The sequence below is a fragment of the Desulforhopalus sp. IMCC35007 genome (assembly GCF_005116575.1).
Lineage (GTDB): Bacteria > Desulfobacterota > Desulfobulbia > Desulfobulbales > Desulfocapsaceae > Desulforhopalus_A.
The window spans coordinates 22155-46387 of the sequence record NZ_SWCN01000014.1 but is presented as its reverse complement, the minus strand read 5'-3'; the positions used below and the strand labels follow the sequence as shown (position 1 = coordinate 46387).

The window sequence follows — 24233 nt, the reverse complement described above, 5'->3', positions numbered from 1 at the left end:
AGTTGCTCAGTTGATTGTTATAAAAACAATGCAAAGTCGATTACAACGGAAATGAGGTGGCAGAAGTGGCAGAACACGATGATATTAAAAGACAGCGATTGATAATTTTTCAGCAGAATGGCAGTGGTAAGCTGAAAATCGAAGGTCTGAAAAAATACGGAGCCCAATACTTTGACCTGACCATTATCAATATTGATGAAATATTGCCCCCTGTTCTCGATGATACCAGTGGAATATTGCCCAAAGATCTGGATTGTGATCTTGTTCTCGATTTTTTAAAGCACAATGATTTATCAACTGACCTTGCAAGCCTCTGTAAGAAAAAAGGAATTCCCGTAATTGGCTCGGGCAAGAAGTTGCCGGGAAAAGGTGCCATAACCCCACCGACCTGTTGTGGGCTGCCCCGCCTTGAGGGCCTTGGACATTATGGTACATATTTTGGTGCACCGGAATTTAAAGTTGAAGTAGAAGACGGGCTGGTAAAACATGTTAAAGTGGTTCGGGGGGCGCCTTGTGGTGCAACCTGGGAGGTGGCAAAGCGACTCATTGGCCACCCTGTTGAAGATGCTGCCAGAAAGATCGGCCTTGAAACGCAGTTTTACTGCTGTGCCGACCCCAGTGGTTGGGATCCGATGTATGGCAAGAGCCCTGTCCATTTTGCAGGAAAGATCCATGACAAACAGCTGCAAAAAGCTTTGAAAATTATTGAGGCTGTGGTGGAAGACTAACCAAGAAAAGATACTGCTCAAAGAAAAAAGCCGTTCTCAACAGTGAGAACGGCTTTTTTGTTACCAGTTTTTAATATACGCTTCGAAGTAACCGCGGGGTTTTACACAGGCTGGACATTTATCCGGCGGAGTGGCGCCCAGATGGTGGTAGCCACAGCCGAGACATTTCCATGTTACCTCCGTTTCTCTTGAAAACACACGCCCGGTTACGAGATTGTCAGCGAGCTCGCGAAACATCATTTCATGGCATTTTTCAGAAACATTGATGGCATCAAAGGTGTCAGCAGCTCTTGCAAACCCTTCGTCCTCCGCTATTTTTGCAAAGACAGCGTAGAGTTTATCGTGAACGTATAGTTCTAGCTCCGCTGAAGCGATGAGGTTTGCATGGGTATCTTTAATGACACCGGCGGGAAAGGTGCCGGTTATCTCCAGTTCACCTCCGTTGAAAAACTTGAAAAATCGCAACGCATGCTCGTACTCCTGTCGAGCCGTCTCATCAAAAATTTTTGAGATCTGTATGAGACCGTCATCCTTTGCCTGAGTTGCAAAAAAATCATAACGCGTTCTGGCCTGGGTCTCTGCAGAATAGGAAAGCAGTATGTTTTTTGCTGTCTGGCTTTCGCGGAAACTACCCATATGCTCCTCGCCTACTCTATAATGGTTATGGCATCAGCCCCACACTCGGCAGCCGCCTGCCTGACAATTGCTTCCAGATGCGCCGGAATTTCGTCGTATTTGACAATAGACAGGAGTTGATCTTCGTCGTATTCAAAAACTTCAGGACATAATTTGTTACAATTTCTATCACCCATGCACTGTTTTGAGATAGTTGCTTTCATTATTTCTCCTTTATTTGTTGAATGAACCACACATTCCGTGTGGATTGTACACTTTATAGCATCGATCAACCGCCCTCACTATCAACTAATCAAGGTTGTGGGATGTTTTAAGAACGGTATACGGAACTTGCAGGTACTCAAGGGTCTTTCCTGTTTTTGTCCAGCCGTTTTGATTGAAAAATCTGGAAAAGTTGAGGGAAACTCCGGCGTAGAGAAAACGTTCATCTTTTTCGTCATCATCTTCGTAACCTCTCGTATAGTATCCGCCATGGAATTCAAGATATTTCAAGAAGCTGTTTTCAATGGCATCAAACCCATCGAGCTTTAAAACCATGGAGTAATAATGGTTTGAATAGTCATCAAAAATAGAGTTCACATCGACATTAAAGACATATTCCACGCGAAAATCGATTTTCCGATCGAGCTCAGGGTACCTCTCCATAAGTACAGAGGTTAAAGCGCCAGCGGTGTTCATGACCATATCTTCCCAGGCAAAACCCTGGGACCCGCTTGTACCATCGGCAACCTCCATAAAGGCTTGCACGCTCCATGCAGAAATCGTTGCGTAGGTATTTGCTGTTTTGGAATCATAGCCCCAGTTTTTGTAAAGGCCGGTGAGGGCGTCTGCAAAGGTGTAGGTAGCCCAGAAGTGGCCAAGCTTGTCGGCTCCACCATATTTTGAATCCTGTTCAAACCAGCCTTCGTCGGCATTATTCCAGTCCTCTGAGCCATAATCCCATTCGGCAAGTCCCCAAATACCGATAACGGATGCAGCTATGATATTGGTGTAGAGTAGTTTTTTTTCTTTGGGCTGGCTGCTCCACCAGCCTTCATCTATGGTAGTGTTTGGAAGACTATTGACAGATGTTGCTGGAACCTGTGTTTCTGGTACTTCATTCATAGAACTCTGAGCATATACAGAAGAAGATATCAGTGTGCAGCTTAACGCACAGGTAAGAGCCGTGGAAAGAGAGATTCTTTTCGGATTCATAGGGTGTTTTGTCGGGGCTTAAGATTTGGAGACAGGAAATGCGAAACTTCTCTCGTTTTCCGCTGATATTTTATAACATAATATCCCACTGATACTATAGTTTGTTACTACTCGTCAAGTGGTTGTTGTTTGAATTGCAAAACAGAGATATTGTGAATAATATATCATGGATATTGAGTGATTTTGTTACGTGTCCTGCCAGATTAAATAGCCAGGGAGGTTTTGGTGATGGGAAAGCCGAAAAATGCAATGGAGATATTTGCTCTACTCGATAAATCTAACTGCAGATTATGTGGTGAAAAAACCTGTCTGGCTTTTGCGGGGGCAGTATACACCGGGCTTAAAAAAATTTCGGAATGTCCTCATCTGTCTCCAGAGCAAAAAGCATTGTATGAAAATAAAGTCGATCCTGCTGTTACCACAAAAAGTGATGAAGACCAATATGTTTCTGAACTCAAACGGAAGTTGCGGGGCCTTGATTACGAGGAGGTTGCAACTCGGGTTGCAGGAGAGAAACAGGGGGACCTGTTGAAAGTCAATGTGCTGGGAAAACCCTTTGCCTTTGATAAAGACGCGCAATTTCGTACTGATCTTCATATTATTTCCTGGTTGGTTGTACCTGCGCTTGAATATGTCTGTAACTCCAAAGGATATGTGCCTGCAGGCGACTGGATCTCTTTTCGGGAGATTCCGGGAGGCCGAGAAAAATATGGTCTTTTTCATATAAGAGGGGAAGCGGTTCTTAAGTCACTTGCCGATAAATATCCCGATTTCTTCGATGATGTTATCCACATGTTTGATGGTGAGAGCGTAGAGCAGCAGTTTGAATCAGATATCTCGGTTGTCCTCCATCCTCTACCTCTTGTGCCAATGATGATCTGTTACTGGAAGCCAGAAGAGGGCATGGCTTCAAGCCTCAATATTTTTTACGATGCCACAGTGCACGACAATCTTGGTGTGGAGTCAGCGTTTTTCCTGGGAACCGGTATAGCCCAGATGCTGGAAAAAATAGCCCGGCACCATGGGTTTTAACCGCTACAAATAACTTTACGCCAATGCGGTTGGAAGTTTGACTGTAAAGGTGGAGCCGTCGCCAGGCTTACTTTCCACCCTTATACTGCCATGGTGAGATTCCACAATCGATTTTACAATGGCAAGTCCAAGTCCTGTACCCTGTATATTTCTTGTTGTCGCATTTTTGACCCGGTAAAAGCGATTAAAGATGTTTTTAAGATCTTCTTCCGCGATGCCAAAACCGCTGTCGGTAACATTGATTTTCAGATACTCATTTTCAACGACTGCTCCAATTTTGATCGACGTATTTTTCGGTGAATATTTTATTGCATTGGTAATAAGGTTGGAAAACACTTCCTCAATGTTTTGCTGATTTGCCAGAATAGGCGGCAGGTTTTCGGCAATTTCAAGATGGATAGTAATATTGTTTTTATCGGCGTAAGGGGTATGGAATTTTTGCTGATCTTTGAGGAGCTGCGTAATATCCACCATCTCTTTTTCGTGGGAGATGAGTCCGGATTCAATTCTTGAGAGGTCGAGAAGCTCGGTGACCAGATTGTTGAGATTGAGGATTTTTTCTGAGGCACGGTCAAGAATTTCCTGCTGTTTCTCTGTTACCTCGCCCGCAAGGCCATCTCTGATAATTTTGAGTTGCATCAACAGAGAATTCATCGGGCTTCTTATTTCATGGGAAACCATTGAAACGAAGTCCGTTTTCATCTGGTCTATTTTTTTTAACGCTGTAATGTCGTGTAATACCGTGATGGTGCCGAGGTTCGTTCCGGCATTACTGAGAAATGGACTGCATCGATTACTGTAGTACTTCTCACCGCCGTTGTCTGAAAACGTCAGTTCATTGGTGATTTCAGCAAAAGTAGCCGATGTCATTGCCAGGGTCTGGTCTATGGCTTCCAGGATGGTCTCATTGTCGATGACGTCGGAGACACTTCTACCGATGACATCCTCACCATGGTAACCGATCATATGGAGGAAGGCGGGATTTGCCTGAACAATACGCTTGTTCATATCCGTGGTAAGAACACCTTCTGTCAGGCGATTGACCATGACACGTAATCTTGATCTTGATTCAGCAATATCCTGGAGGGCGTTTGTGTATTGCAGGGATTTATCAACAACCGCGCGGAGCTGATCCGGTGTAAAAGGTTTTGGAATAAAATCAAAGGCCCCTTTTTTCATGGCCTCGATGGAATGCTCAAGGGTGGCATAACCTGTAATGACAATCACTACGGTATCAGGGTGGTTTTTCCGTACTTCAGAAAGGACGTCAAAACCTGAAATTGTAGGCATCATCAAATCGACAAGGACTATGTCGAAATGTTCATTGCGAATCATGGCAAGCCCCTCTTCTCCGTCGGCCGCCGATGCAACTGTGAAGCCACGGTCCGAGAGGACGATGGTGCAGGCATCGCGAATACGCGCCTCATCATCGATGACGAGAATTGTTGCCGAACTGGGTCTGTTCACCGACTCTAATAGTTCCATCTCTTCATTCCTTGTGAATTTTGTTTGCAAAAAACAACGTTCCGGAAATCTTACAACAAAGCTTGGGTCTTTTTTTCATCATAAAAGTAATTGATAATCAGGGCAAGTCCAAGCTTTCTGCAGGCAACGTTTTGTTGATTGAGCAGGGTCCAGCGCGGTGCGGTAGCATTGTTGAAAAGCCGTGATATATGGGACTGTAACTCTAAAAGTTAGAGTTACAGATCTTCTGTAAATAATTATGTCTGTAATACCTGGTACTGGGGCGTAAGCTATGGGACTCAATATAAAATATGTAAGAATTACTAATAAAAAACATTACTGATATCGATAATTGTCAACAACAATAAAAAAAAGCTATCATAACCCTATATATTTATTATAATGATAATTGATTAAGTCCTTTACCTGTAGGTGAACGCAACGCGAGTGCATACCCGGAGTAACTGGCCGTGAGTACCACTGTAAAAGCCACTTGCTCATCGGGGCCAATCTAACGGAGGATGTCGAAGTGACCAGGATGACCCCTCAGCAGGAAAATGTCGATAAAATTGGTTCAGTTTTAGTTGTAGGTTCTGGAATAGGTGGGATGCAGGCGGCCCTCGATCTTGCCAACAGTGGCTTTATGGTTCATATGGTCAGTGATGAGCCATCTATTGGCGGAACCATGTCCCGGCTTGACAAGACCTTTCCCACCGGCGACTGTGCCATGTGCATGATCTCCCCTCGAATGGTTGAATCCAGCCGCCATCCCAATATACACCTGCATACCCTTGCAAAAGTATTATCTATTGATGGTCAAGAAGGTAATTTTGTTGCAAAAATAAACCAGCAACCCCGCTATGTTGATGCCGATCGCTGTACCGGATGCGGTGCGTGTGAACCAGCCTGTCCATCGAAGGTTTTTGATTCCTTTAATCAAGGCTTGAATAAACGTAAAGCTATCTATGCCCTGTTTCCCCAGGCTGTACCAAACACGAGGGCTATTGATCCGCAACACTGTCTTTACCTGACAAAAAATGTCTGCCGAAAATGTGAAAAGGCCTGTGAAGCGAACGCCATTAACTTTACAGACACAGGTAAGGAGATTGAACTCAATATCGGCTCAATCATTCTGACACCTGGGCTTGCGACATATCAGCCTGAGATTCGAGGGGAATTTGGTTTTGGTAAACACAAAAATGTTGTAACCGCCCTGCAGTTTGAACGGTTACTCTCAGCCTCCGGCCCCTGTGGCGGCGAAGTCGCCCGTCCCTCTGATGGTGCCCACCCTAAACGACTTGCCTGGATTCAGTGTGTTGGTTCTAGAAATGCGCACAACGCAAATCCATGGTGCTCCTCTGTCTGTTGTATGTATGCGGCTAAGCAATCAATTATAGCGAAAGAGCATGATCCAGAGGTCCGATCCACTGTTTTTTACATGGAGTTGAGAGCCTTTGGTAAGGATTTTGACAAATATATTGAAAAGGCCAAAAATGACGCAGAAGTAGTCTACAAAAGGGCTATGGTCTCCGAGGTGATTGAAGATCCAGAGACACAAAATCTTTTTATCCATTCCGTGGGAGAGGATGGAAAGCTTGTCAATGAAGAATTTGACATGGTGATTTTATCCATTGGTTTTGAACCCCGTGAAGATGCAAAAGAATTTGCCGAAATTTTTGGTGTCAGCGCCGACGAATACGGTTTTGCCAAAACCTCGAAACTGCACCCTGTGGAAACATCCAGAAAAGGTGTCTATGTTGCTGGAACCTATCAGGGGCCCAAGGATATTCCAGAAACAGTGATTCAGGGATCAGGTGCTGCTGCTGAAGCCATGGCCCTTTTAGGCGCTAAGCGAGGCAGCCAGGTTGTTGAGGTGAAGCTTCCCGATGAACGGGATACGATAGGGGAGGAACCGCGTATCGGTGTTGTGGTTTGCCATTGCGGAACCAATATTGCCGGGACTGTCGATGTGGAGAAAGTTGCCGCTGAAGCGGCGGGCCAGCCGGGTGTTGCCCATTCAGAGACAATTATATATGCCTGCGCCCCTGACGGGCAGCAGAAAATCCGTGACCTGATTACCGAAAAAAAACTGAACCGTATTGTGGTTGCATCCTGTACCCCGAGGACCCACGGGCCTCTCTTTATGGACACCATCCGTGAGGTGGGATTGAATAAATTCCTCTTTGAGCTTGCCGATATCAGAGAACAGTGTTCCTGGTGTCATATGAATGACAAAGAAAATGCGACGAGTAAGGCCATTGAGATTGTCAACATGAATGTCGCCAAAACCCGTAATCTGGTACCTGTTACCACCGCTTCTGTGGGGGTGGAACATACAGCCCTTGTGATTGGAGGAGGGATTGCCGGGATGAATGCTTCCCTGTCCCTGGCTGCACAAGGGTATGGTGTACATCTCATAGAAAGACAGGAAAGTCTGGGAGGGCTGTTGCATAAGGTCTATACCACCATCGATGGGGATGATGTGCAGACCTACCTTGCTGATACAATCCAAAAAGTTGAAAACAACCCCAGTATTACAGTACATCTTGAAAAAACGGTACATAAGATTGATGGCTTTGTCGGTAACTTCGAGACACTGCTTGAAGATGGTGAGAAGATTTCCCATGGCGCTCTGCTCATTGCCTCCGGTGGCGTCGAGTACCAACCCACGGAATACGGATACCCTGATTCCAAGAGGGTGATCACCCAAAGAGAGCTTGAGTCTGACCTCTATCACCAGGGACCTCAGGATGGTGCGACCTATGTAATGATTCAGTGTGTTGGTTCAAGAGAGGATCCCGACAACTATTGTTCTCGAATCTGCTGTCAGGACGCCTTAAAAAATGCAATTGCCATTAAAGAAAAATCTCCAACGGCAAGGGTTATTATCCTTTACAGGGACATGAGGGCCTATGGTCTGAAAGAGGACTACTATAAAAAGGCACGGGATATTGGAGTTCTCTTTTTCCTTTACACCCCAGATTTAAAACCACAGACGGAACAGGTCGGCGATAAGGTCCGGGTGAGGTTTCTTTCGACAGTGCTGGGAAAAGATATGGTGGTTGATGCCGACTATCTCGTGCTGTCTACAGGTTTCAGGCCGCAGCCGGATGGTGATGACTTTGCTAAAAAATTCAAACTCACCTGTAATATTGACGGCTTTTTACTCGAAGCCCACGTCAAATTACGCCCCGTGGATTTCCCCAGCGAAGGGTTCTTCCTGGCAGGTCTGGCCCATGCACCGAAAAATCTGGAAGAAACCATCAGCCAGTCCCTTGCCGCGTCCGCCCGTGTGGGTGCACTACTGTCCAATGACAAGCTGAGTGTCTCCGGGGTGATTTCAAAGCATAACCGTGATATCTGCATGTCATGTCTGGCCTGTGTGAAGAAATGCCCGTTTGGTGCACCTTTTATTGATGAGGATGGGCGGGTCAGCCATAATGAAGTGAAGTGCACCGGTTGCGGTATCTGTGCCGGGGTCTGCCCCGCAAAGGCCTACCAGGTCAACTATTTCCGTGATGATCAGATTCTTGCGATGGTAGATTCTGTGACGGATCACTAACGAGCAGGAGTCCAGTATCGTTTAGCTTGTATAACAAATTCCTCTGGTCACTTAAGTTAACCTAAAGGATAAGAGTATGGCACATGATGAAGTGAAGAAAGAAATCCTAAGCCCTGAAAAAAAATGTGAGGTACCCGAGAACTGGAAGGCGAATATCCTGGCTTTTGCCTGCCATTACTGCGCCTTTGCGGCGGCGGACCTTGCAGGTGTCATGAGGCTTTCTTACCCCACCAATGTGAAGGTGATACGTCTGCCGTGCACCGGAAAGCTCGACCAGATTTATCTGCTTCGGGCCTTTGAAAGAGGGGTTGACGGCGTCTTTGCTGCAGGATGACTTGAAGGACAGTGTCATTTCCTGGAAGGAAATCTCAATGCAGTAAAAAGAGTGGCAAGGGTAAAAAAGCTCATTCATAAGGTTGGTATAGATCCAAGACGGGTGGAATTCTATAATCTGTCCGCTGCCCAGGGACCGAGATGGGCAGAGATATGTACGGCATTCACGGAACGCATCATCTCACTCGGGCCATCACCTCTTGGAATTGCTTTACACAAGAAAAACAACAACGCAACCATAGAAACACAGGCTGCCTGATAGTCATTTGGGCCCAAACAAGGTATTTGGACAAGGAGCAATAAGACTATGATAGTCGGAGAACAAAAACCTTTTGACGAAATATGGGGAATGGTCAAAGACCATAAACAGATAACCGTATTCGGATGTAATACCTGCGTCTCAGTCTGCCATCAGGGTGGAAATAAGGAGGCGGAAATTCTGGCCTCTTTACTGAGGATGCGGGCAACCCAGGAAGGACTAGATATTAGAATTGAGAATAATGGCATCGAACGTCAATGTGAACATCCGTTTTTTGAAAAAGTCGAAGATACTCTTCAGGCATCCGAGTCCGTTCTCAGTCTTGCCTGCGGCATTGGGGTGCAGTTTATTGCTGCAAAGTATCCAAGCCTACCCGTTTATCCGGCACTGAATACCACATTTTTAGGAGACGTGCCCTCCGATGGCTTCTTTGCCGAAAAATGCCAGGCCTGTGGAGATTGTGTTCTTGGCATTACTGGAGGAATATGCCCCGTAAGCAGATGCTGCAAGCGGATCTTCAATGGGCCCTGTGGTGGTTCCACAAACGGCAAATGCGAAATTTCAAAAGATATCGATTGTGCCTGGCAGCTTGTTGTTGACAGATTGGAGGCACTTGGAAAACTAGATGATTATGAAAAGATAACTCCTATTAAAGACTGGTCAAAAGACCGGGCCGGTGGGCCTCGATCATTCAAATTGGAGGATTTTTAATCGTGGAGATAAAAACTGCCAGTAAACTTGAGAAAGTACTGAAAAATGGACACATGGCCGTCTCCAGTGAGTGCGGTCCTCCCCGTTCCAGTGACGCCAGAGGGATTATTGACAAAGGACATCTACTGAAAAATCATGTGGACTGCATCAACATAACAGACAATCAGACCTCGGTGACGAGGCTCTGTAGTCTTGCAGCCTGTATCCACCTCAAAAATGAAGGTCTTGAGCCGGTGCTGCAGATGGTTGTGCGGGATCGTAATCGTATCGCTTTGCAAAGTGATATTTTGGGGGCAGCTTCCTTTGGCATTAACAATATGCTCTGCCTTTCAGGGGATCATCAGAGCTTTGGTGATCACCCGAGTTCACAGAATGTGTTTGATCTCGATTCCATGCAGCTTATTCAGACTGCACGGTACATGAGGGATGAAGGAAAATTTTTGGGCGGTGATGACATAAAAAAACCACCCAATATGTTCATTGGCGCTGCAGCAAACCCATTTGCGGACCCGTTTAAGATTCGGGTACCACGGCTAGCTAAAAAGATTGCGGCCGGGGCTGAGTTTATACAGACCCAATGTGTGTATAATCTTGAGAAATTTGAAAAATGGATGGAAGGTGTGGTTGAACGGGGTCTTCATGAACAGGTCTTTATCATGGCTGGAATTACTCCCATGCGTTCTGTCGGTATGGCAAAATATATGGCCCGGGCCGTACCTGGAATGGATGTACCAAAGGAACTGATAGATCGTTTGTCCGGTGTACCTAAAGATAAGCAGGCAGAAGAAGGAATAACTATTGCAGTTGAAGCCATCGAGAGGTTAAAACAGGTAAAGGGTGTGGCCGGTTTTCATATCATGGCCATCGAATGGGAAGAAAAAGTTCCTGAAATTGTTGAGCGTGCCGGATTATATCCTCGACCTGTTGTGGAATAAATCCGGACCTTTGTGGATTGGAGGTATTCCATGTGTCAGACAAGTGTCGTAATGGAAAAAGAAGGACAGGAAGAGCTGTTACATGAAAATGTGACAGCTCTTGAAGTTAACGGCAAGAATATTACTATTACCACCTTATTTGAAGGTGCGACTGAGCATCCCAATGTTGCCATTCGGCGGATTAATTTTTCGGGTGGGAAGGTGTATTTACAGCAGATAGCCTAACTATTTAACACGATTGAGTTGATTGGAGATTAAATGAATAACGTTGAAAAGCTACGTGTCCTTTTGCAGCACTGGATCGATCATAACAAAGGACATGTGGAGGAATTTGAAAACTGGCGGAAATTGATGACGGATGATAGTCAGGAGAAAATTGCCGGTCACATTACAGAAGCTATAAAACTCATGGCGACAGTAAATGCAGAACTCGGTAAAGCGCTGCATGAAGTCGGTGGATCAGCGGGTGCTGGTGATCAGGAACACCATCACCACCCTCACACTCATGAGCATAGTCACGATCACAGCCACGACCACCATGATGGCCATAGTCATGATCACGACCATGCCCATAGTCACAGCCATGACCATAATCATGATCATAAACACTAAAAAAGTCTGCAACACTTTAATATTATACTAAAAGGGGTTGGTATCAGATTGATACCAACCCCTTTTACCTTGTCACAAGGTCGTTCTTGACGACATCGCAAAACAGCTTGATTTACTATGCTGAAGATACTCGACCTTGTATCTTGAACTTTTGCCACAAGCCATCTGTGCGGTCAGGATGACTTCTTGCGAACTTCTATACTTCTTAAGCGGCACCCAAGGTCTTCTTGGCAGAGGTAAGGGTGTTTTTCATCAGCATGGCAATCGTCATTGGTCCGACGCCACCAGGTACCGGTGTAATCTTTCCGGCGATCTCTTTTGCCTTTTCAAAGTCAACATCACCTTTTAAAATGGCCTTGCCGGTTTTCTCATTCATACCAACACGGTTTACACCAACATCTATGACGGTGGCACCTGGCTTGATCCATTCAGGTTTTACCAGATCAGGCACACCGGCTGCGACGATAAGGATATCTGCCCGCTTGCAGTGTCCGGCGAGATCCTTGGTTCTTGTATGAACGATAGTAACCGTTGCATTGGCACCAATACCTTTTTGCGCCATCATCATTGCAATTGGTTTACCAACAATATTTGAGCGACCAACGACGACGACCTCAGCCCCGGAAGTTTCTGTCCCTGAGCGAACGATCATTTCCTGGATACCTGCAGGGGTGCAGGGGAGAAAACGAACAGCGTCTCCACCGATCATCAGTCTGCCGACGTTTACCGGATGGAAGGCGTCAACGTCTTTGTCTGGATGGATCGCATCAAGTACTTTCTTGTCGTCTATATGCTTGGGAAGAGGTAGTTGAACAAGGATACCGTCAATGGTTGGATCATTGTTGTATTTATCAATCAGGGCAAGAAGATCGGCCTCTGAAATATCCTCGGGCTGGTCATCCTGAATTTCATGAAAACCAACGCTCAAGGCGGTTTTGACTTTTAAGGTCACGTAGCTAATCGATGCTGGGCTACTCCCGACAAGGATGGTCACAAGACCTGGGCCCCGACCATATTTAGCTTTCATTTCCTCTACTTCCTGCTTGATTTCGGCAAGAATTTCTTTACGAATCTCGGTTCCACTAATAATTTCAGCAGTCATTGTACTGTACACTCCCTGTGAAGAGTTGGATTTTGGACCTGCGAAATGGAGAAGAGCTGGCCGTGCAGACGGACTTTTTCTGCACGGCCGGACAGTTTTAGATCCAGATTTTTAGAAAACACCCTCAACTTTTCCAGTCTCTACATCAACGTCAACCCGTTTGAAGGCAGGGTTTGAACTTGTGCCAGGCATGAGACTGATGGTCCCAGCGACAGGAACGATAAAACCGGCGCCACCGTAGGTGAGTACCTCGCGGATGGTGAGACGCCAGCCGGTAGGAACACCTTTGAGGGCAGGATTATCTGAGAGTGACAGGTGGGTTTTTACCATACACATTCCCATCTTGGCGAGTTCAGGATCGGCCTGGATACGGGCGATTGCCTTATTCGCATCTGCTGAGTAATCGACGCCGTCAGCACCGTAAACCTCTTTTGCGATGAGCTCGATTCTCTCTTTAATAGGCATATCGAGTTCATAGAGGAACTTGAATTCAGTTTTGTCTTCGCAGGCTTCAACAACGGTCTGAGCGAATTCGATGGCACCGTCACCACCTTTCTCCCAGTGTCTTGAAAGGGCGACACGAGCACCTTCAGCCTCACACAGTTCGCGTACTTTGGCGATTTCTGCGTCGGTGTCGGTGTAAAAAGCGTTGATGCATACAACAGGACTGATTCCAGCTTTGCGGACGTTTCTGATATGGTGAATCAGGTTGCCGCAGCCCTTGGCAACCCATTCAACGTTTTCACTCTTGTATTCTTCTGGCATAGGCTTGCCAGGTACAGGAACAGGAGCTCCACCGTGACATTTGAGAGCGCGGATGGTGGCAACGACAACGGCACAATCAGGTTTGAGACCTGAGTAACGGCATTTCAGGTTCCAGAATTTTTCAAAACCGATGTCGGCACCAAAGCCTGATTCGGTAACATGGTAGTCGGCGAGTTTCAGACCGACTCTATCTGCAATAATGGAGCTTTGGCCGATGGCGATGTTGGCAAATGGTCCGGCGTGAACGATAACAGGTTGACCTTCAAGGGTCTGCATGAGTGATGGATTGAGGGCATCTACCATCCATGCGGTCATTGCACCGGCGACCTGCAGATCTTCAGTCGTGACGGGCTGACCTTTTTTGTTATAGGCAACAACGATCTTACCCATTCTCTCGCGCATATCTTTGAGGTCTCTTGCGATAGCAAGAATTGCCATAACCTCGGAAGACACGGCAATACCAAACTTTGATTTCATCATGAAACCGTCGGACTTGCCGTTAACACCATCAATTCCGATTATGATGTTTCTCAGAGACTGACAGCAAAAATCCATAATCCATCCCATCTCAACGTTGGTAGGATCAATGTCAAGACGTTTCATGCCGGAGAGTCTTTCGAGCTGCTCATCATTGTAGTTTCTCTCGTGCTGGAGACGTGAGGTCAGGGCAACCATGGCCAGATTGTGGGCATTCATGATGGCATTGATATCACCGGTAAAGCCAAGCGAAAATGGAGTCAGCGGGATACATTGGGCGAGACCACCGCCTGCAGCAGAACCCTTAATGTTCATGGTAGGACCGCCCGAGGGTTGACGGATTGCGGCACACACACTTTTACCTATCTTGCCAAGTCCCTGAACCAGACCCATGGAAGAAGTGGATTTTCCTTCGCCGAGAGGGGTAGGGGATATTGCCGTTACATCGATGTATTTACCATCAGGTTTGTCTTTTAAACGATCAAGTACTTTTCTAAAGTCAATTTTGGCAATGTAGTGACCCTGAGGCAGGAGCTCTTCTTTGGTGAGACCGAGCTTTTCTCCTATCTCATAGATAGTTAACATTGTTTTTTCAGCTTCCTGTGCAATCTCCCAATCTGCATGTTTTGTCGGATCCAATGGCATGGTTAACTCCTTTGTTAGATTGAGGCTCTGGAAGAGCCCATTTTAAAGTACACTGAATTACAATCAGTACGAAACAAGGCAACAAAGAGAACATCTAAATAAAAAATAAGACCCGAGTCGGTCGAGATTACAGCGAGGAAAAACAGAGACAGCTGATTGAATCATAAAATTACTCCAGTGGTTTATATTTATAACGCCCTGGTCGACACTTCAATAGCGACGGATTTTGACTCAACAACATGCTTTTCGTAACATAAATCTCGTTGATAATCAACGTGTTTTACAAGAATGCCTGGTTAAAAAACTCATTTATTGTAGGAGGGCATTTTTATATGAAACAAATCCTTATTGAGAGCTCTTCCAACAGGTAAATTGGCATTTGAGAGGATGCACATTATGCACAAGTATGCATCAGGGAAATATGTTGGCTGTACGGTTGGGGGGATAGATTGTTAGATTGCCGTTGGTTTCCATACATGGTAATGACAATATGAACTGTGGTTGATCTGTAAATATCAAAATGGAGGATTCGATGCGAACGTATTCCCTGTACGATGTTTTTGTGAGAAACGACAATATTTCAGGCGATCAAACAGCACTAGTGGATGGAAATGATCGTCTCTCATTCCATGAACTGCATGAAAGTGTCATCAGAACTGCAAATGTTCTGGCGGAAAAAGGGGTAGCTCAGGGAGACACTGTCGCAGCCCTTGCTATGAATAGAATTGGTTTTTTTATCCTGCTTGGTGCTCTTGCCAAACTTGGTGCCATCCTGGTCCCGTTAAACTGGCGCCTGTCAAATGGTGAGCTGAGCTACATCCTTGGCGACTGCTCTCCTCAATTTCTTTTCTCTGATCATACCCACAGAGAAACAGCCATGGAAATCGCAAAAGAGACCAACATCACAATCCTGGATATAGATTGCTGGAGGCCTGAGGTAAAAGAAAAGTCTCAGGTCAAAGGGATACTAGGCTTTACCGATGAAGTGGTTGATGGTGACAGTCCATTGTGCATTATCTATACCGCTGCTGTTGCGGGGCGCCCAAGAGGTGCGGTTCTCAGTCACTCCAATCTTATTGCGGCCAATATGCAGGTGATCATTGAACTGGGGCTTTCAGCTGCCGATGTCAATCTCAATATGCTGCCGCTCTTTCATATTACTGGGTTGAACCTTGCGCTTGCTGTCATGCAGGTGGGAGGAAGGAACATAGTTATTGACAAATTTGATGAAGAAAAAACACTCAAGCTGACGGACACCGAAAAGGTTACTCTCTGGGGCAGTTTCCCGCCCATATTAAGCCGTGCCATGGCCCTGTATGAAAAGGGTGGCCATAATATATCTTCGTTGAAATATGTTGTTGGCCTTGATGGGCCGGAGGTTATTGCTTCTTTTGAACAGATGACAGAGGCAAAATTCTGGATTCTCTATGGTCAGTCTGAAACCTCCGGTTTTGTGACCTTTTCTCCTGCCTCAAACAGGATGGGAAGTGCTGGCAGGCAGGGCTGTTTGTCGTCATTTTGCCTCATGGATGAAACTGGTCAAGCCGTTGGCCCAGGAGGGATAGGGGAGATCGTTGTCCGGGGACCGCTGGTTTTTCAGGGTTACTGGAACCAGGATAAAGTGAATGACCATACTTTTCGTAATGGCTGCCATCACACTGGAGACCTCGGCCAGGTGGATGAGGACGGATATCTCTATTTTAAGGGACGGAAACCGGAAAAAGAATTAATCAAGCCCGGTGGTGAAAATGTTTATCCCGCCGAGGTGGAGGCTGCCGTTCTGGAGCATCCTGCAGTTATGGCTGTATGTGTAATAGGTGTTCCTGATCCTCAGTTTGGGGAAGGGGTAAAAGCGGTCTGTGTTCTCAAATCAGGACAACAGTTGAGCGGAAAAGAGCTCACCAGCTTTGTGGGGAGTCGGATTGCTGGATATAAAAAGCCCCGTTATGTTGAATTTGTGAACGAACTGCCCCGTAAAAACGATCAGATTGACCGGGAACAGGTCAAAAAAATGTGGGGGTAGGGAACGGTCCTCCCTGAAAAGCTGCCAGAGAGGATAATTGTACGCAGGTTATTCCAATACCGAGTTCAGATAAAAGGAAGAGACTGCGCCGATTCCTGATCTTTTTCCGGAGGGTTTTCTGCCACCTGCTCTTTTGTGAACTGGAGAGTTTCACCTTCAAGGGTGATAATTGTCCAGTTCGCCTTGGCATCACAGGCCTTGATGAGACATTGGATGCGGGTTGTATCTATTAACTCCAGATCACAGGTGCCACCCATTTCCCGGCAGATGATCGATTCAAACGGTGTTTTTGCTGCAAGTTGTTTGAAGGACTGGATTGCATTTTCAAAGACCATTATGCGTTTATATTCATCCGGGTCCTGTCTTTCTATTTCCTTTCTGAGTCTATCAATTTCTTTTGTTTTTTCAGCAATAATAGCGATCGTTTTTTCCATTTCGCCAGTTTTATCTGAAGGAATGGAAAAAAGGATCTGTTTCTGGATTTCAACATCCACTTCAATGAAGTTTATTTTTTTGAGCAGGTCCTGGGTGCTGGGGGGTGTCATAGTGGTCTCTCTTCTTGTTGTTAGGAGTGAATAAACCCGTCTAATTTGATCTGTAAAAGAGAGATATGCAAGATTATTATTGTCTATTTCGTTGAATTATTATTAGTTGAGCCGGTAATCTCTGCCAGGTCAGGTTCGATAGATGGTCTTAAAGAATTATACTTTCACCCAGGCACCGGGTTGTGTGAGAAATACATCTTCTCACCAAAAGTGAAGATCCCCAGGGGATGTATGTGTCTGTGGTAACGTTTCTTGGTTGATGTGGCCTTGATTGAAATCTTGAATTCATTCAGGACTCTGCAGGAGTTAATTGACCTCGCAGGCTGTATTGTGTTTTGAGGTCGTTTCAGTGTATAAGCTATTTTTAGCAGGATTAAAGTAGGGTATTTCTCTACTTCATTATATGGTTCTATGATTTCAACAATATTCCCCATTGTTCTTCCGGTTTTTCTTGTAATTATACTTGGTTATATCCTCAAATTCACGGGGCTGGTCAAAGGGGCATTTACCTATGAGCTGAACCGTCTGATTTATTTTATCGCTCTGCCCGCTCTTCTTTTTCATAAAATCGCGACAGCCGATTTTTCGGCAAGCTTCAACCCAAAGCTTCTGGCGATCATGGTTTGCTCAACGATTGCCTGTTGTGTTTTTTCCTATTTGTATGCAGTCGCCAGAGGTTATGAGCCACAGGTGAAAGGAGCGTTTTGTCAGGGGTCCTTTCGAGGAAACTATGCCTATATTGGGCTTGCAATCGTGTATTCTGCCTATGGAGAGGAAGGTCTTGCCATTGGAGGGATTCTTCTCGGATTTTTAGTTCCCCTACTGAATCTGTTGTCAATAGCAGCTCTTATCATGGCACAAAAAAAACAGGCCATGAACTATGGCGCACCATTTTTTTTAAAACAGATACTTTATAACCCTCTGATCATCGCCTCACTTACAGGAATCCTATGGAGTTTTTTGTCCTGGCCGATTCCCATTGTTGTCGACAGGGCATTTTCTATAGTAACCGGAATGGCACTGCCCCTTGCACTGATTTCAATTGGTGCAACTTTTTCTCTTAAAAAATTTCGGGGCGATATGGCTGTTGCTTTTCTTGCGACGGCAAATAAAACTGTTTTTCTTCCCCTTGTTACAGCTTTACTGCTCTGGTTGTTTGGAGTACGTGGGCAGGAATTTGCGGTTGGGGTTCTTTTTGCAGGCACCCCCACCGCTGCAGCCGCTTATATCATGGCTCAGCAACTTCAGTCCGATGCAGAACTCTCCGGAACTATTATTGCTTTGTCTACTCTCTGTTCTCTGGCCACTTACACCATGATACTGTATGTATTGCATTTCGCTGGACTGGTGTAGTAATGTCTACCCATGGCATGATGTGTTTAAAAACGCCATGTTTCCAGTAAAATAACTGACCAACTCGCAAAAAAATACTTACCTGGTTAAGAACCCAATGTAACCCCTTTGAAGGTGTTTTACTAAAAACGTATCGGATCAGATTTTAATCATACTTGTATTATCGCAATATCATTGATAAATATTATTGATAAGCCTAGCCTTTTTACTATTTGAGCGGTGAGAGTGTGACAACAATTGACAAAAAGCCAAACCCGTCTGACCCCAAAATAGCTATTGTAAGTTATTTTGTTGAATCGCTATATCGAGTGTTTAAGGTCGGAATTTATTACCCGGTCGGTCATGTCGTACTTGATCAGGCGGCAAGTAAATCTATTCAACAGCTCCGTGAAATCTCCGCAAACGCAAAAAATATTCGTCTCTCCATCGATAAAGACGAGCTGTCAGTTTCGGAGACGAAAATTCCTGCAAATCATGGGGCAGCCAAAGAATTACATAAAATATTTTACAGTCTTGGCATTGTAGCGGTAGAGATTGACAGGGTGGTCGGGCACAAGGAAATTTTACAGTTTGTCAAGAGTCTTCTGAACTGGCGAATGCAGCTTGAGACCTCCAAAACGCTAATCTCTTTTCAGGTTGACGAACTTCCCTCCTCCATCCGTGTCGAGCAGCAGACCTTTGTCGTTGATGAAGCTGATATTCGCGAAGAAACAAAATCAGAGGATGGTAAGCAAACGCTTGATGAACTCTGTCATTCCCTGCTCGAGCAAGGGCTAACCCCGCAGCAAACTGATCAATGTCGTAATCTTCTTTTAACGTTATCACGGTCTTCTGCCGCAAAACGCATGGATATCAAGGGCTTTCCCAATGCGACCTGGGAGGATGTTCAGGATCTTCTCTATCAGATTGTCACCGGGGCTTATTCTATGGATACCGGGCAATTCCGCTCCATTGCCAAAAGCGATATTAACGTCATTTCCTCAATTTTCCAGAGTCTGGAAAGAGGGCTGATGGATACCAAGGCAAAAGAAACTATCCAGTTTCTTGTTGCGCACTTAACCGGTCGAAAAGAAGTTGAGGATGATCCAAAGAGAGACCAGCATGAGCGTGCAACGAAAAAGACACTGCAACGGTATCAGGAGGAACAGTTATCCGTTCTAGATATTAAAAAATATGTCTACGAAAATAATATCCCGATCAGTGTGCTTGGACAACTGACAGCGGCTGATCGCAGTGAACAGCTGTCAATTTTTCTACAGTTGTTAGTAACTTGTAAGGACAAGGAATTACTCGGACAAATATTTGAAAATATCAAAAGAATTATTGTTACTGATTTAACAGAAAGAGAGCGGGATGTTCTCATTGCAGGAATAAAACACCTCGCCGATTTTGGTTCCATTGAACTGTTTTGCCGTGGTTTTAATATAGTCATCAGATCCCTTCGTGAGTCCCAAACCGGGCGGTCTCTTGATTTCATTGTGGAGTTCTGGGCGAAGATGCCCCACGCAACGCACCTGCTTTTGTGGCCATTTGTTGTAAATGAACTGGTTGTTGTTGGGATGGAAGAAAAACGGCAGAGTTTTTTTGAGGTGCTGGAGATTGCATCACACATGCATAGTGATGGGATGAAAAGCATGAAATTACAGTTAGAGGAATTAGATGGGTTTAAGAATACGCCTCTTGCAGATATTTATTTTCGAACCTCTTACATCTATTCCTATCCTCTCTTTGCTTTTTTGCTGGAAACTTCACTTGGAGATCAGGTTGCCTTGCATGTTCTGGAGTCACTCAAAAAAGACCCCCAGGATCAACTGATGCAGGCAGTGGCTCCAATCCTGGATCTTACAAAAACTCACCACCTCGAGTTCTTATGCAATTATCTTATGCAGGCACATCAAAAAGAGCCACCACTGGCTCTTAAAATGGCGGGCGGGGAAATTATTCTGCAATACCTACAGAATATCACTGAGGAAGAGAAAAAGAATGACTTTCTGGCGACGACGATTATTGCAACTTCCTCCTTTTATTCAAAAGGTATGAAAGATATGCTTGAATTCATAGTCAAAGACAAAAAGGCGGTGGTGATCCCTGCGTGGCCTAAAAACTGCCGAAAGGCTGCTGAAACTGCCCTGAAATCATTGAAAAGAATTTCTGCATCAGAATTTTTTTAAGGATGAAGCGATGGTAGATATAGTAAACAAAATCATCATGTTGTTAAGTAAGGGGATGTCCAATCGGAAACTGTATTTTTCCGATCATCCCCGCGTTGATTCCTATGCCACGGAAATTGTAAATCTTGCCAATGAGTTTTTCTACTCGAATAATGCAAAAGAGCTGTATATCGGGGTGATAGACGGTTTTTTTGTCTATGAGGGAAAGCGTGTTTTTGGGCCTTCTGTAACAGGAAAACAGTTGATTTTCATTGCCAGCATACTGCATTGCGGCGGTTTCGGTCTGCAGCGCGGACTCAGTGTCACCGACGTGAAGAAGTTTTTCGATATAACCGCGCTGAAAATCATTCCCGTAAAAAAAATTGCAGATGCCCGCGCTTTATTTGAAACCTACGGGATCAGGACCATCAGGATAGGGGATCGTTATACAGATAAGGCCGCGGCATTAATTGGTAAAAAAGGAAAAACATGGTCAGGTCAGAGGGTAGGAGAAGGTCTCCAGTCCCCAACTTTTTTGTATCAGGAACTCTATGATTTTGTTGCCAAGGCATACGGGAGCGCTGCGGCGGGCAGTGAAGTAAACGTCGAACAGGCGCAGTCTGTCAGTGAATTTATGCTGAAATATATTCAGTCCAACTTCGCTGATGTCATGCAATATGTTCACTATCCGGATTATGACAGCTATACGGTGGGCCATTCTGTCAGGGTTGCATCGCTGGCCGTCTATGCAGGCTCAAAGATGGGTTGGGATGACAAGGATCTTCTGGCAATCGGGGCTGCTGGTTTATTACACGATATTGGTAAGTCTGTCATACCCGATGAGGTGCTCCTGAAAAAAGGGCGTCTTACAGAGGATGAATACCTGACTATTAAAGATCATCCAAGAGCTGGCGCCGAAATTCTGATGCAGCAGAAAGGTGTTTCAGAGTATGATATAGCCGCCTGCTGGGGCCATCATATCCGTTATGATGGCACGGGGTATCCGGGCCAGCCCCGCTGGGCGGTAAGGCATCCGCTCACGGCACTGTTGCAGATTTGTGATGTGTTTGAGGCTTTGACCGCAATACGACCGTATAAACCGGCCCTGGATCCTCACATTGCCTATTCCATTATGCTCAATGATAAAGGAGCTTTTCACCCTGGTATCCTGGCAGCTTTTATCTCAATGGTGACGCTGTATCCACCGGGCACCTATGTTCGTCTTTCCGATAGAAGGGTTGGTATGGTGGTTGAAGTGACTGAAGAGATCGACAGACCAAATCTCTTGATAACTGGCGGGGAGGGAGGGGTACCACTGGAATCCGATGATCAGTATTATCTCAATCTTATGGATAACAAAAATCATAGAGTTACCGTGACTAAACTCCTGCTTGATTATCTGGATTGATTTTGCATTAAAAGGCGCGATACAAAATGGGAGAACAGTCAAACTGTCCTCCCATAGAGAAAGCTCTGATTGTCTACTGATTGAGGTAGTTTTTGATGATATTGAGGACCCTGCGAACCGGTTCTGCAGCTCCCCACAGAAGCTGATCACCAACGGTAAAGGCGGTAAGATATTCAGGGCCGATATTCATTTTATGAATACGGCCGATTGGTACGGTAAGGGTTCCGGAAACCTTTACTGGAGTCAGCTCTTTTGAGGTTATTTCCCGCTCATTCGGAATGACTTTGACCCATTCATTGTGTGCCTGGAGTATTTTTTCAACTTCTTCGACACTGAGATCTTTTTTCAATTTAATCGTTAATGCCTGTGAATGGCAACGCATTGCGCCAACGCGGACACAGAGGCCATCTATGGGGATTCTCTGCTCAGATGTCCTGCCGAGGATTTTATTGGTCTCGGCGATTCCTTTCCACTCTTCTTTAGATTGGCCACCAGTCACCGGTACGTCTATCCAGGGGATCAGGCTTGCAGCAAGGGGGACGCCCCAATTCTCCATGGACATGGTATTGTCATTGAGTTTTTGGGTGATTTTTTTGTCGATTTCCAGAATTGCCGATGATGGGTCCTGAAGAAGGGGAGCCACTTCCGATTCAAGTTCTCCCATTTGGGTGATCAGCTCACGCATGTTTTTAGCTCCGGCGCCACTGGCGGCCTGATAGGTCATGGAGCTGATCCACTCGATCAGATTATTTTCAAAAAGTCCTCCGAGCGCCATCATCATCAGTGATACGGTACAGTTGCCACCGATATAGTTTTTAATGCCTGAATCCAGCCCCTGATCGATGACATTTCTATTGACGGGATCAAGGACGATGATTGCATCCTCCTTCATTCTCAGCGTTGAGGCTGCATCGATCCAGTATCCCTGCCAGACTTTTCTCAGCTCGTCGTAAATCTTGGTTGTATAACTGCCTCCCTGGCAGGAAAGAATAATATCCATTTCAGCTAAACGCTGAATATTCATCGCATCTTCAAGCGATGCGCTGCCATGGCCCACGTCCGGACCATCCTGGCCTACCTGGGAGGTTGTGAAAAATACAGGCTGGATATTTTTAAAATCATCTTCACTCAGCATCCGTTCCATGAGAACAGAACCAACCATTCCACGCCAGCCTATAAACCCAACTTTTAGCATTGTGTAACTCCGTACTTAAGAAATCATTAATAAGAAAATTATTCCGATTGAGGATGTAAAAAAATGCAGAAATCACACTATTACCTAAAAAGAAGTGAAAAGCTCATAAAAATCATATGACCATTACGTTCTTTTCAAAGAATATTTTTCATCGTCAAAGACGGCCGTTCGATTTTGATCAAAGTAAATCACATAGTCTGCATGTGTAGAGTTTCGTCTGGCAGATCAACGAAAAAATGGACAAGGTCTTGCTGCAAAGCAGGCAATGCGGGATTATAAATTGTATTTTTTTATAAAATTTTTGATTGCGCTAACTGTTTCCTCGGTTCTTTTCAAATGCGGCATATGCCCGCAACCTTTCAAGATCAGTTTTTCTGAAAAGCCTCCCACCTTGCCGGCAATAAACTCAGGAAACGCTAATGATCCATACTGGTCATTGTCTCCATGTATCACGAGAACGGGGCAACGGACCTGCCGAATACAATCCTCCAGGGACCATGTGGCAAATTCAGGTGACAACCAGGTCTCGGTCCAGGCACGTAACACCCAACTCGCTTTGTCGTCGTGCCATTTTTTCAATCGTTCACGTTGTTTGGGCTGCATAAACATTTTTTTCGCCTCTGTAATTCCCTGGATTGTTTGATTTTCAACAAAGGCCTGGGAAGACAGGGTAATGACGGCAGAACAATCGCTGTCGCGGGCGGCTACGTTGATTGAAATACTCCCTCCAACACTATGACCGAGGAGTATATATCTCGTAAGTGATAGATGCTTTTTTATAATTGGGAAAAATGTGGTTGCCTCCTCTGTAATAAAATGTATTGAAGGAGGTGCGTGACGGGCAGCAGATTTACCAAAGCCCAGGCGGTCATAGGCGATGACTGTCCGGGACAATTTTCGAGCAAGAAGAGCCGGAAAGTCGCGCCATAGATCTACGCTCCCCAGTGAGTCGTGGAGTAAAATGACAGGAACTTTGTGCAGAGCAGTTGGAGGAATCCACTTCTTTCCAGCTATAGTGCCAATCGAGTCTGTAATTGTGAACTCATTTATCACCACACTGTTCACCATGGATCATCTGGTATCAGTTATTTCTTGGGTGGCGTC

The 24233-nt window shown here is 45.4% G+C and carries 21 protein-coding genes; 12 read left to right on the top strand and 9 right to left on the bottom strand.

Translation table 11 applies throughout. The features are described from left to right. Positions 1-65: 65 nt before the first annotated feature. On the top strand, positions 66-728 hold the full coding sequence (gene dfsP, locus FCL48_RS15050) for a DUF166 family (seleno)protein DfsP (protein WP_240744857.1): 663 nt from the start codon (positions 66-68) through the stop codon (positions 726-728). 60 nt (positions 729-788) lie between these two features. On the opposite strand, the gene rbr is transcribed toward dfsP, so the two are convergent. The 3 genes from rbr to FCL48_RS15035 form a co-directional block, all read right to left on the bottom strand. Then, entirely contained in the window at positions 789-1364 is a 576-nt protein-coding gene (gene rbr, locus FCL48_RS15045; RefSeq protein ID WP_136873118.1) for a rubrerythrin, read from the bottom strand. Positions 1365-1375: 11 nt separating this feature from the next. Continuing rightward, on the bottom strand, positions 1376-1567 hold the full coding sequence (locus tag FCL48_RS15040) for a ferredoxin (protein ID WP_136873117.1): 192 nt from the start codon (positions 1565-1567) through the stop codon (positions 1376-1378). Positions 1568-1652: 85 nt separating this feature from the next. Further along, complete coding sequence (locus FCL48_RS15035) at positions 1653-2468, bottom strand: DUF2279 domain-containing protein (protein WP_169309239.1); 816 nt, start codon at positions 2466-2468, stop codon at positions 1653-1655. A gap of 318 nt (positions 2469-2786) precedes the next feature. Here FCL48_RS15035 and FCL48_RS15030 point away from each other — a divergent pair, with 318 nt between their 5' ends. Further along, complete coding sequence (locus FCL48_RS15030; protein ID WP_136873115.1) at positions 2787-3590, top strand: DUF3786 domain-containing protein; 804 nt, start codon at positions 2787-2789, stop codon at positions 3588-3590. Between the two features lie 15 nt (positions 3591-3605). Here FCL48_RS15030 and FCL48_RS15025 read toward each other — a convergent pair whose 3' ends face one another. Next, positions 3606-5075 (bottom strand): ATP-binding protein, encoded by a 1470-nt coding sequence (locus FCL48_RS15025; protein ID WP_136873114.1) that lies wholly within the window; start codon positions 5073-5075, stop codon positions 3606-3608. 517 nt (positions 5076-5592) lie between these two features. Here FCL48_RS15025 and FCL48_RS15020 point away from each other — a divergent pair. From FCL48_RS15020 to FCL48_RS25225, 6 genes are all read left to right on the top strand, one after another. Beyond that, the gene (locus FCL48_RS15020) at positions 5593-8616 is read left to right on the top strand and encodes an FAD-dependent oxidoreductase (protein WP_136873257.1); all 3024 of its coding nucleotides are present in this window, start codon (positions 5593-5595) and stop codon (positions 8614-8616) included. A 76-nt stretch (positions 8617-8692) separates the two neighbouring features. Next, entirely contained in the window at positions 8693-9208 is a 516-nt protein-coding gene (locus tag FCL48_RS25485) for a hydrogenase iron-sulfur subunit (RefSeq protein ID WP_169309238.1), read from the top strand. 48 nt (positions 9209-9256) lie between these two features. Further along, positions 9257-9919: a methylenetetrahydrofolate reductase C-terminal domain-containing protein gene (locus FCL48_RS15005; protein WP_136873111.1), complete on the top strand. Its 663-nt coding sequence runs from the start codon at positions 9257-9259 to the stop codon at positions 9917-9919. A gap of 2 nt (positions 9920-9921) precedes the next feature. After that, positions 9922-10854, top strand: a complete 933-nt coding sequence (locus FCL48_RS15000) for a methylenetetrahydrofolate reductase (RefSeq protein WP_136873110.1) — start codon at positions 9922-9924, stop codon at positions 10852-10854. 30 nt (positions 10855-10884) lie between these two features. Then, positions 10885-11079, top strand: coding sequence for a CooT family nickel-binding protein (locus FCL48_RS14995; RefSeq protein WP_136873109.1), 195 nt, complete (start codon positions 10885-10887; stop codon positions 11077-11079). Positions 11080-11112: 33 nt separating this feature from the next. After that, positions 11113-11466 carry a hypothetical protein gene (locus FCL48_RS25225; protein WP_205747727.1) on the top strand — a complete coding sequence of 118 codons (354 nt, stop codon included), beginning with the start codon at positions 11113-11115 and terminating at the stop codon, positions 11464-11466. 205 nt (positions 11467-11671) lie between these two features. On the opposite strand, the gene folD is transcribed toward FCL48_RS25225, so the two are convergent. Together folD and FCL48_RS14980 are read right to left on the bottom strand one after the other, a co-directional pair. After that, the gene (gene folD / locus FCL48_RS14985) at positions 11672-12568 is read right to left on the bottom strand and encodes a bifunctional methylenetetrahydrofolate dehydrogenase/methenyltetrahydrofolate cyclohydrolase FolD (protein WP_136873108.1); all 897 of its coding nucleotides are present in this window, start codon (positions 12566-12568) and stop codon (positions 11672-11674) included. Positions 12569-12679: 111 nt separating this feature from the next. After that, the gene (locus tag FCL48_RS14980; RefSeq protein ID WP_136873107.1) at positions 12680-14455 is read right to left on the bottom strand and encodes a formate--tetrahydrofolate ligase; all 1776 of its coding nucleotides are present in this window, start codon (positions 14453-14455) and stop codon (positions 12680-12682) included. 532 nt (positions 14456-14987) lie between these two features. Between FCL48_RS14980 and FCL48_RS14975 the strand changes: the two genes are divergently transcribed. Beyond that, entirely contained in the window at positions 14988-16478 is a 1491-nt protein-coding gene (locus FCL48_RS14975) for an AMP-binding protein (RefSeq protein ID WP_136873106.1), read from the top strand. Between the two features lie 65 nt (positions 16479-16543). On the opposite strand, the gene FCL48_RS14970 is transcribed toward FCL48_RS14975, so the two are convergent. Next, positions 16544-17023, bottom strand: a complete 480-nt coding sequence (locus tag FCL48_RS14970) for a hypothetical protein (RefSeq protein WP_136873105.1) — start codon at positions 17021-17023, stop codon at positions 16544-16546. 411 nt (positions 17024-17434) lie between these two features. Between FCL48_RS14970 and FCL48_RS14965 the strand changes: the two genes are divergently transcribed. The 3 genes from FCL48_RS14965 to FCL48_RS14955 all read left to right on the top strand — a co-directional run bounded on the left by FCL48_RS14965 (position 17435) and on the right by FCL48_RS14955 (position 21934). Then, positions 17435-18376 (top strand): AEC family transporter, encoded by a 942-nt coding sequence (locus FCL48_RS14965; protein ID WP_136873104.1) that lies wholly within the window; start codon positions 17435-17437, stop codon positions 18374-18376. A 227-nt stretch (positions 18377-18603) separates the two neighbouring features. After that, the gene (locus FCL48_RS14960; RefSeq protein WP_136873103.1) at positions 18604-20547 is read left to right on the top strand and encodes a hypothetical protein; all 1944 of its coding nucleotides are present in this window, start codon (positions 18604-18606) and stop codon (positions 20545-20547) included. A 10-nt stretch (positions 20548-20557) separates the two neighbouring features. Beyond that, on the top strand, positions 20558-21934 hold the full coding sequence (locus tag FCL48_RS14955) for an HD-GYP domain-containing protein (protein ID WP_136873102.1): 1377 nt from the start codon (positions 20558-20560) through the stop codon (positions 21932-21934). 73 nt (positions 21935-22007) lie between these two features. Here the strand turns inward: FCL48_RS14955 and asd are convergent, their stop codons facing one another. Beyond that, the gene (gene asd, locus FCL48_RS14950) at positions 22008-23129 is read right to left on the bottom strand and encodes an aspartate-semialdehyde dehydrogenase (protein ID WP_136873101.1); all 1122 of its coding nucleotides are present in this window, start codon (positions 23127-23129) and stop codon (positions 22008-22010) included. 273 nt (positions 23130-23402) lie between these two features. Next, the gene (locus tag FCL48_RS14945; RefSeq protein WP_240744856.1) at positions 23403-24185 is read right to left on the bottom strand and encodes an alpha/beta fold hydrolase; all 783 of its coding nucleotides are present in this window, start codon (positions 24183-24185) and stop codon (positions 23403-23405) included. Positions 24186-24233: the final 48 nt, after the last annotated feature.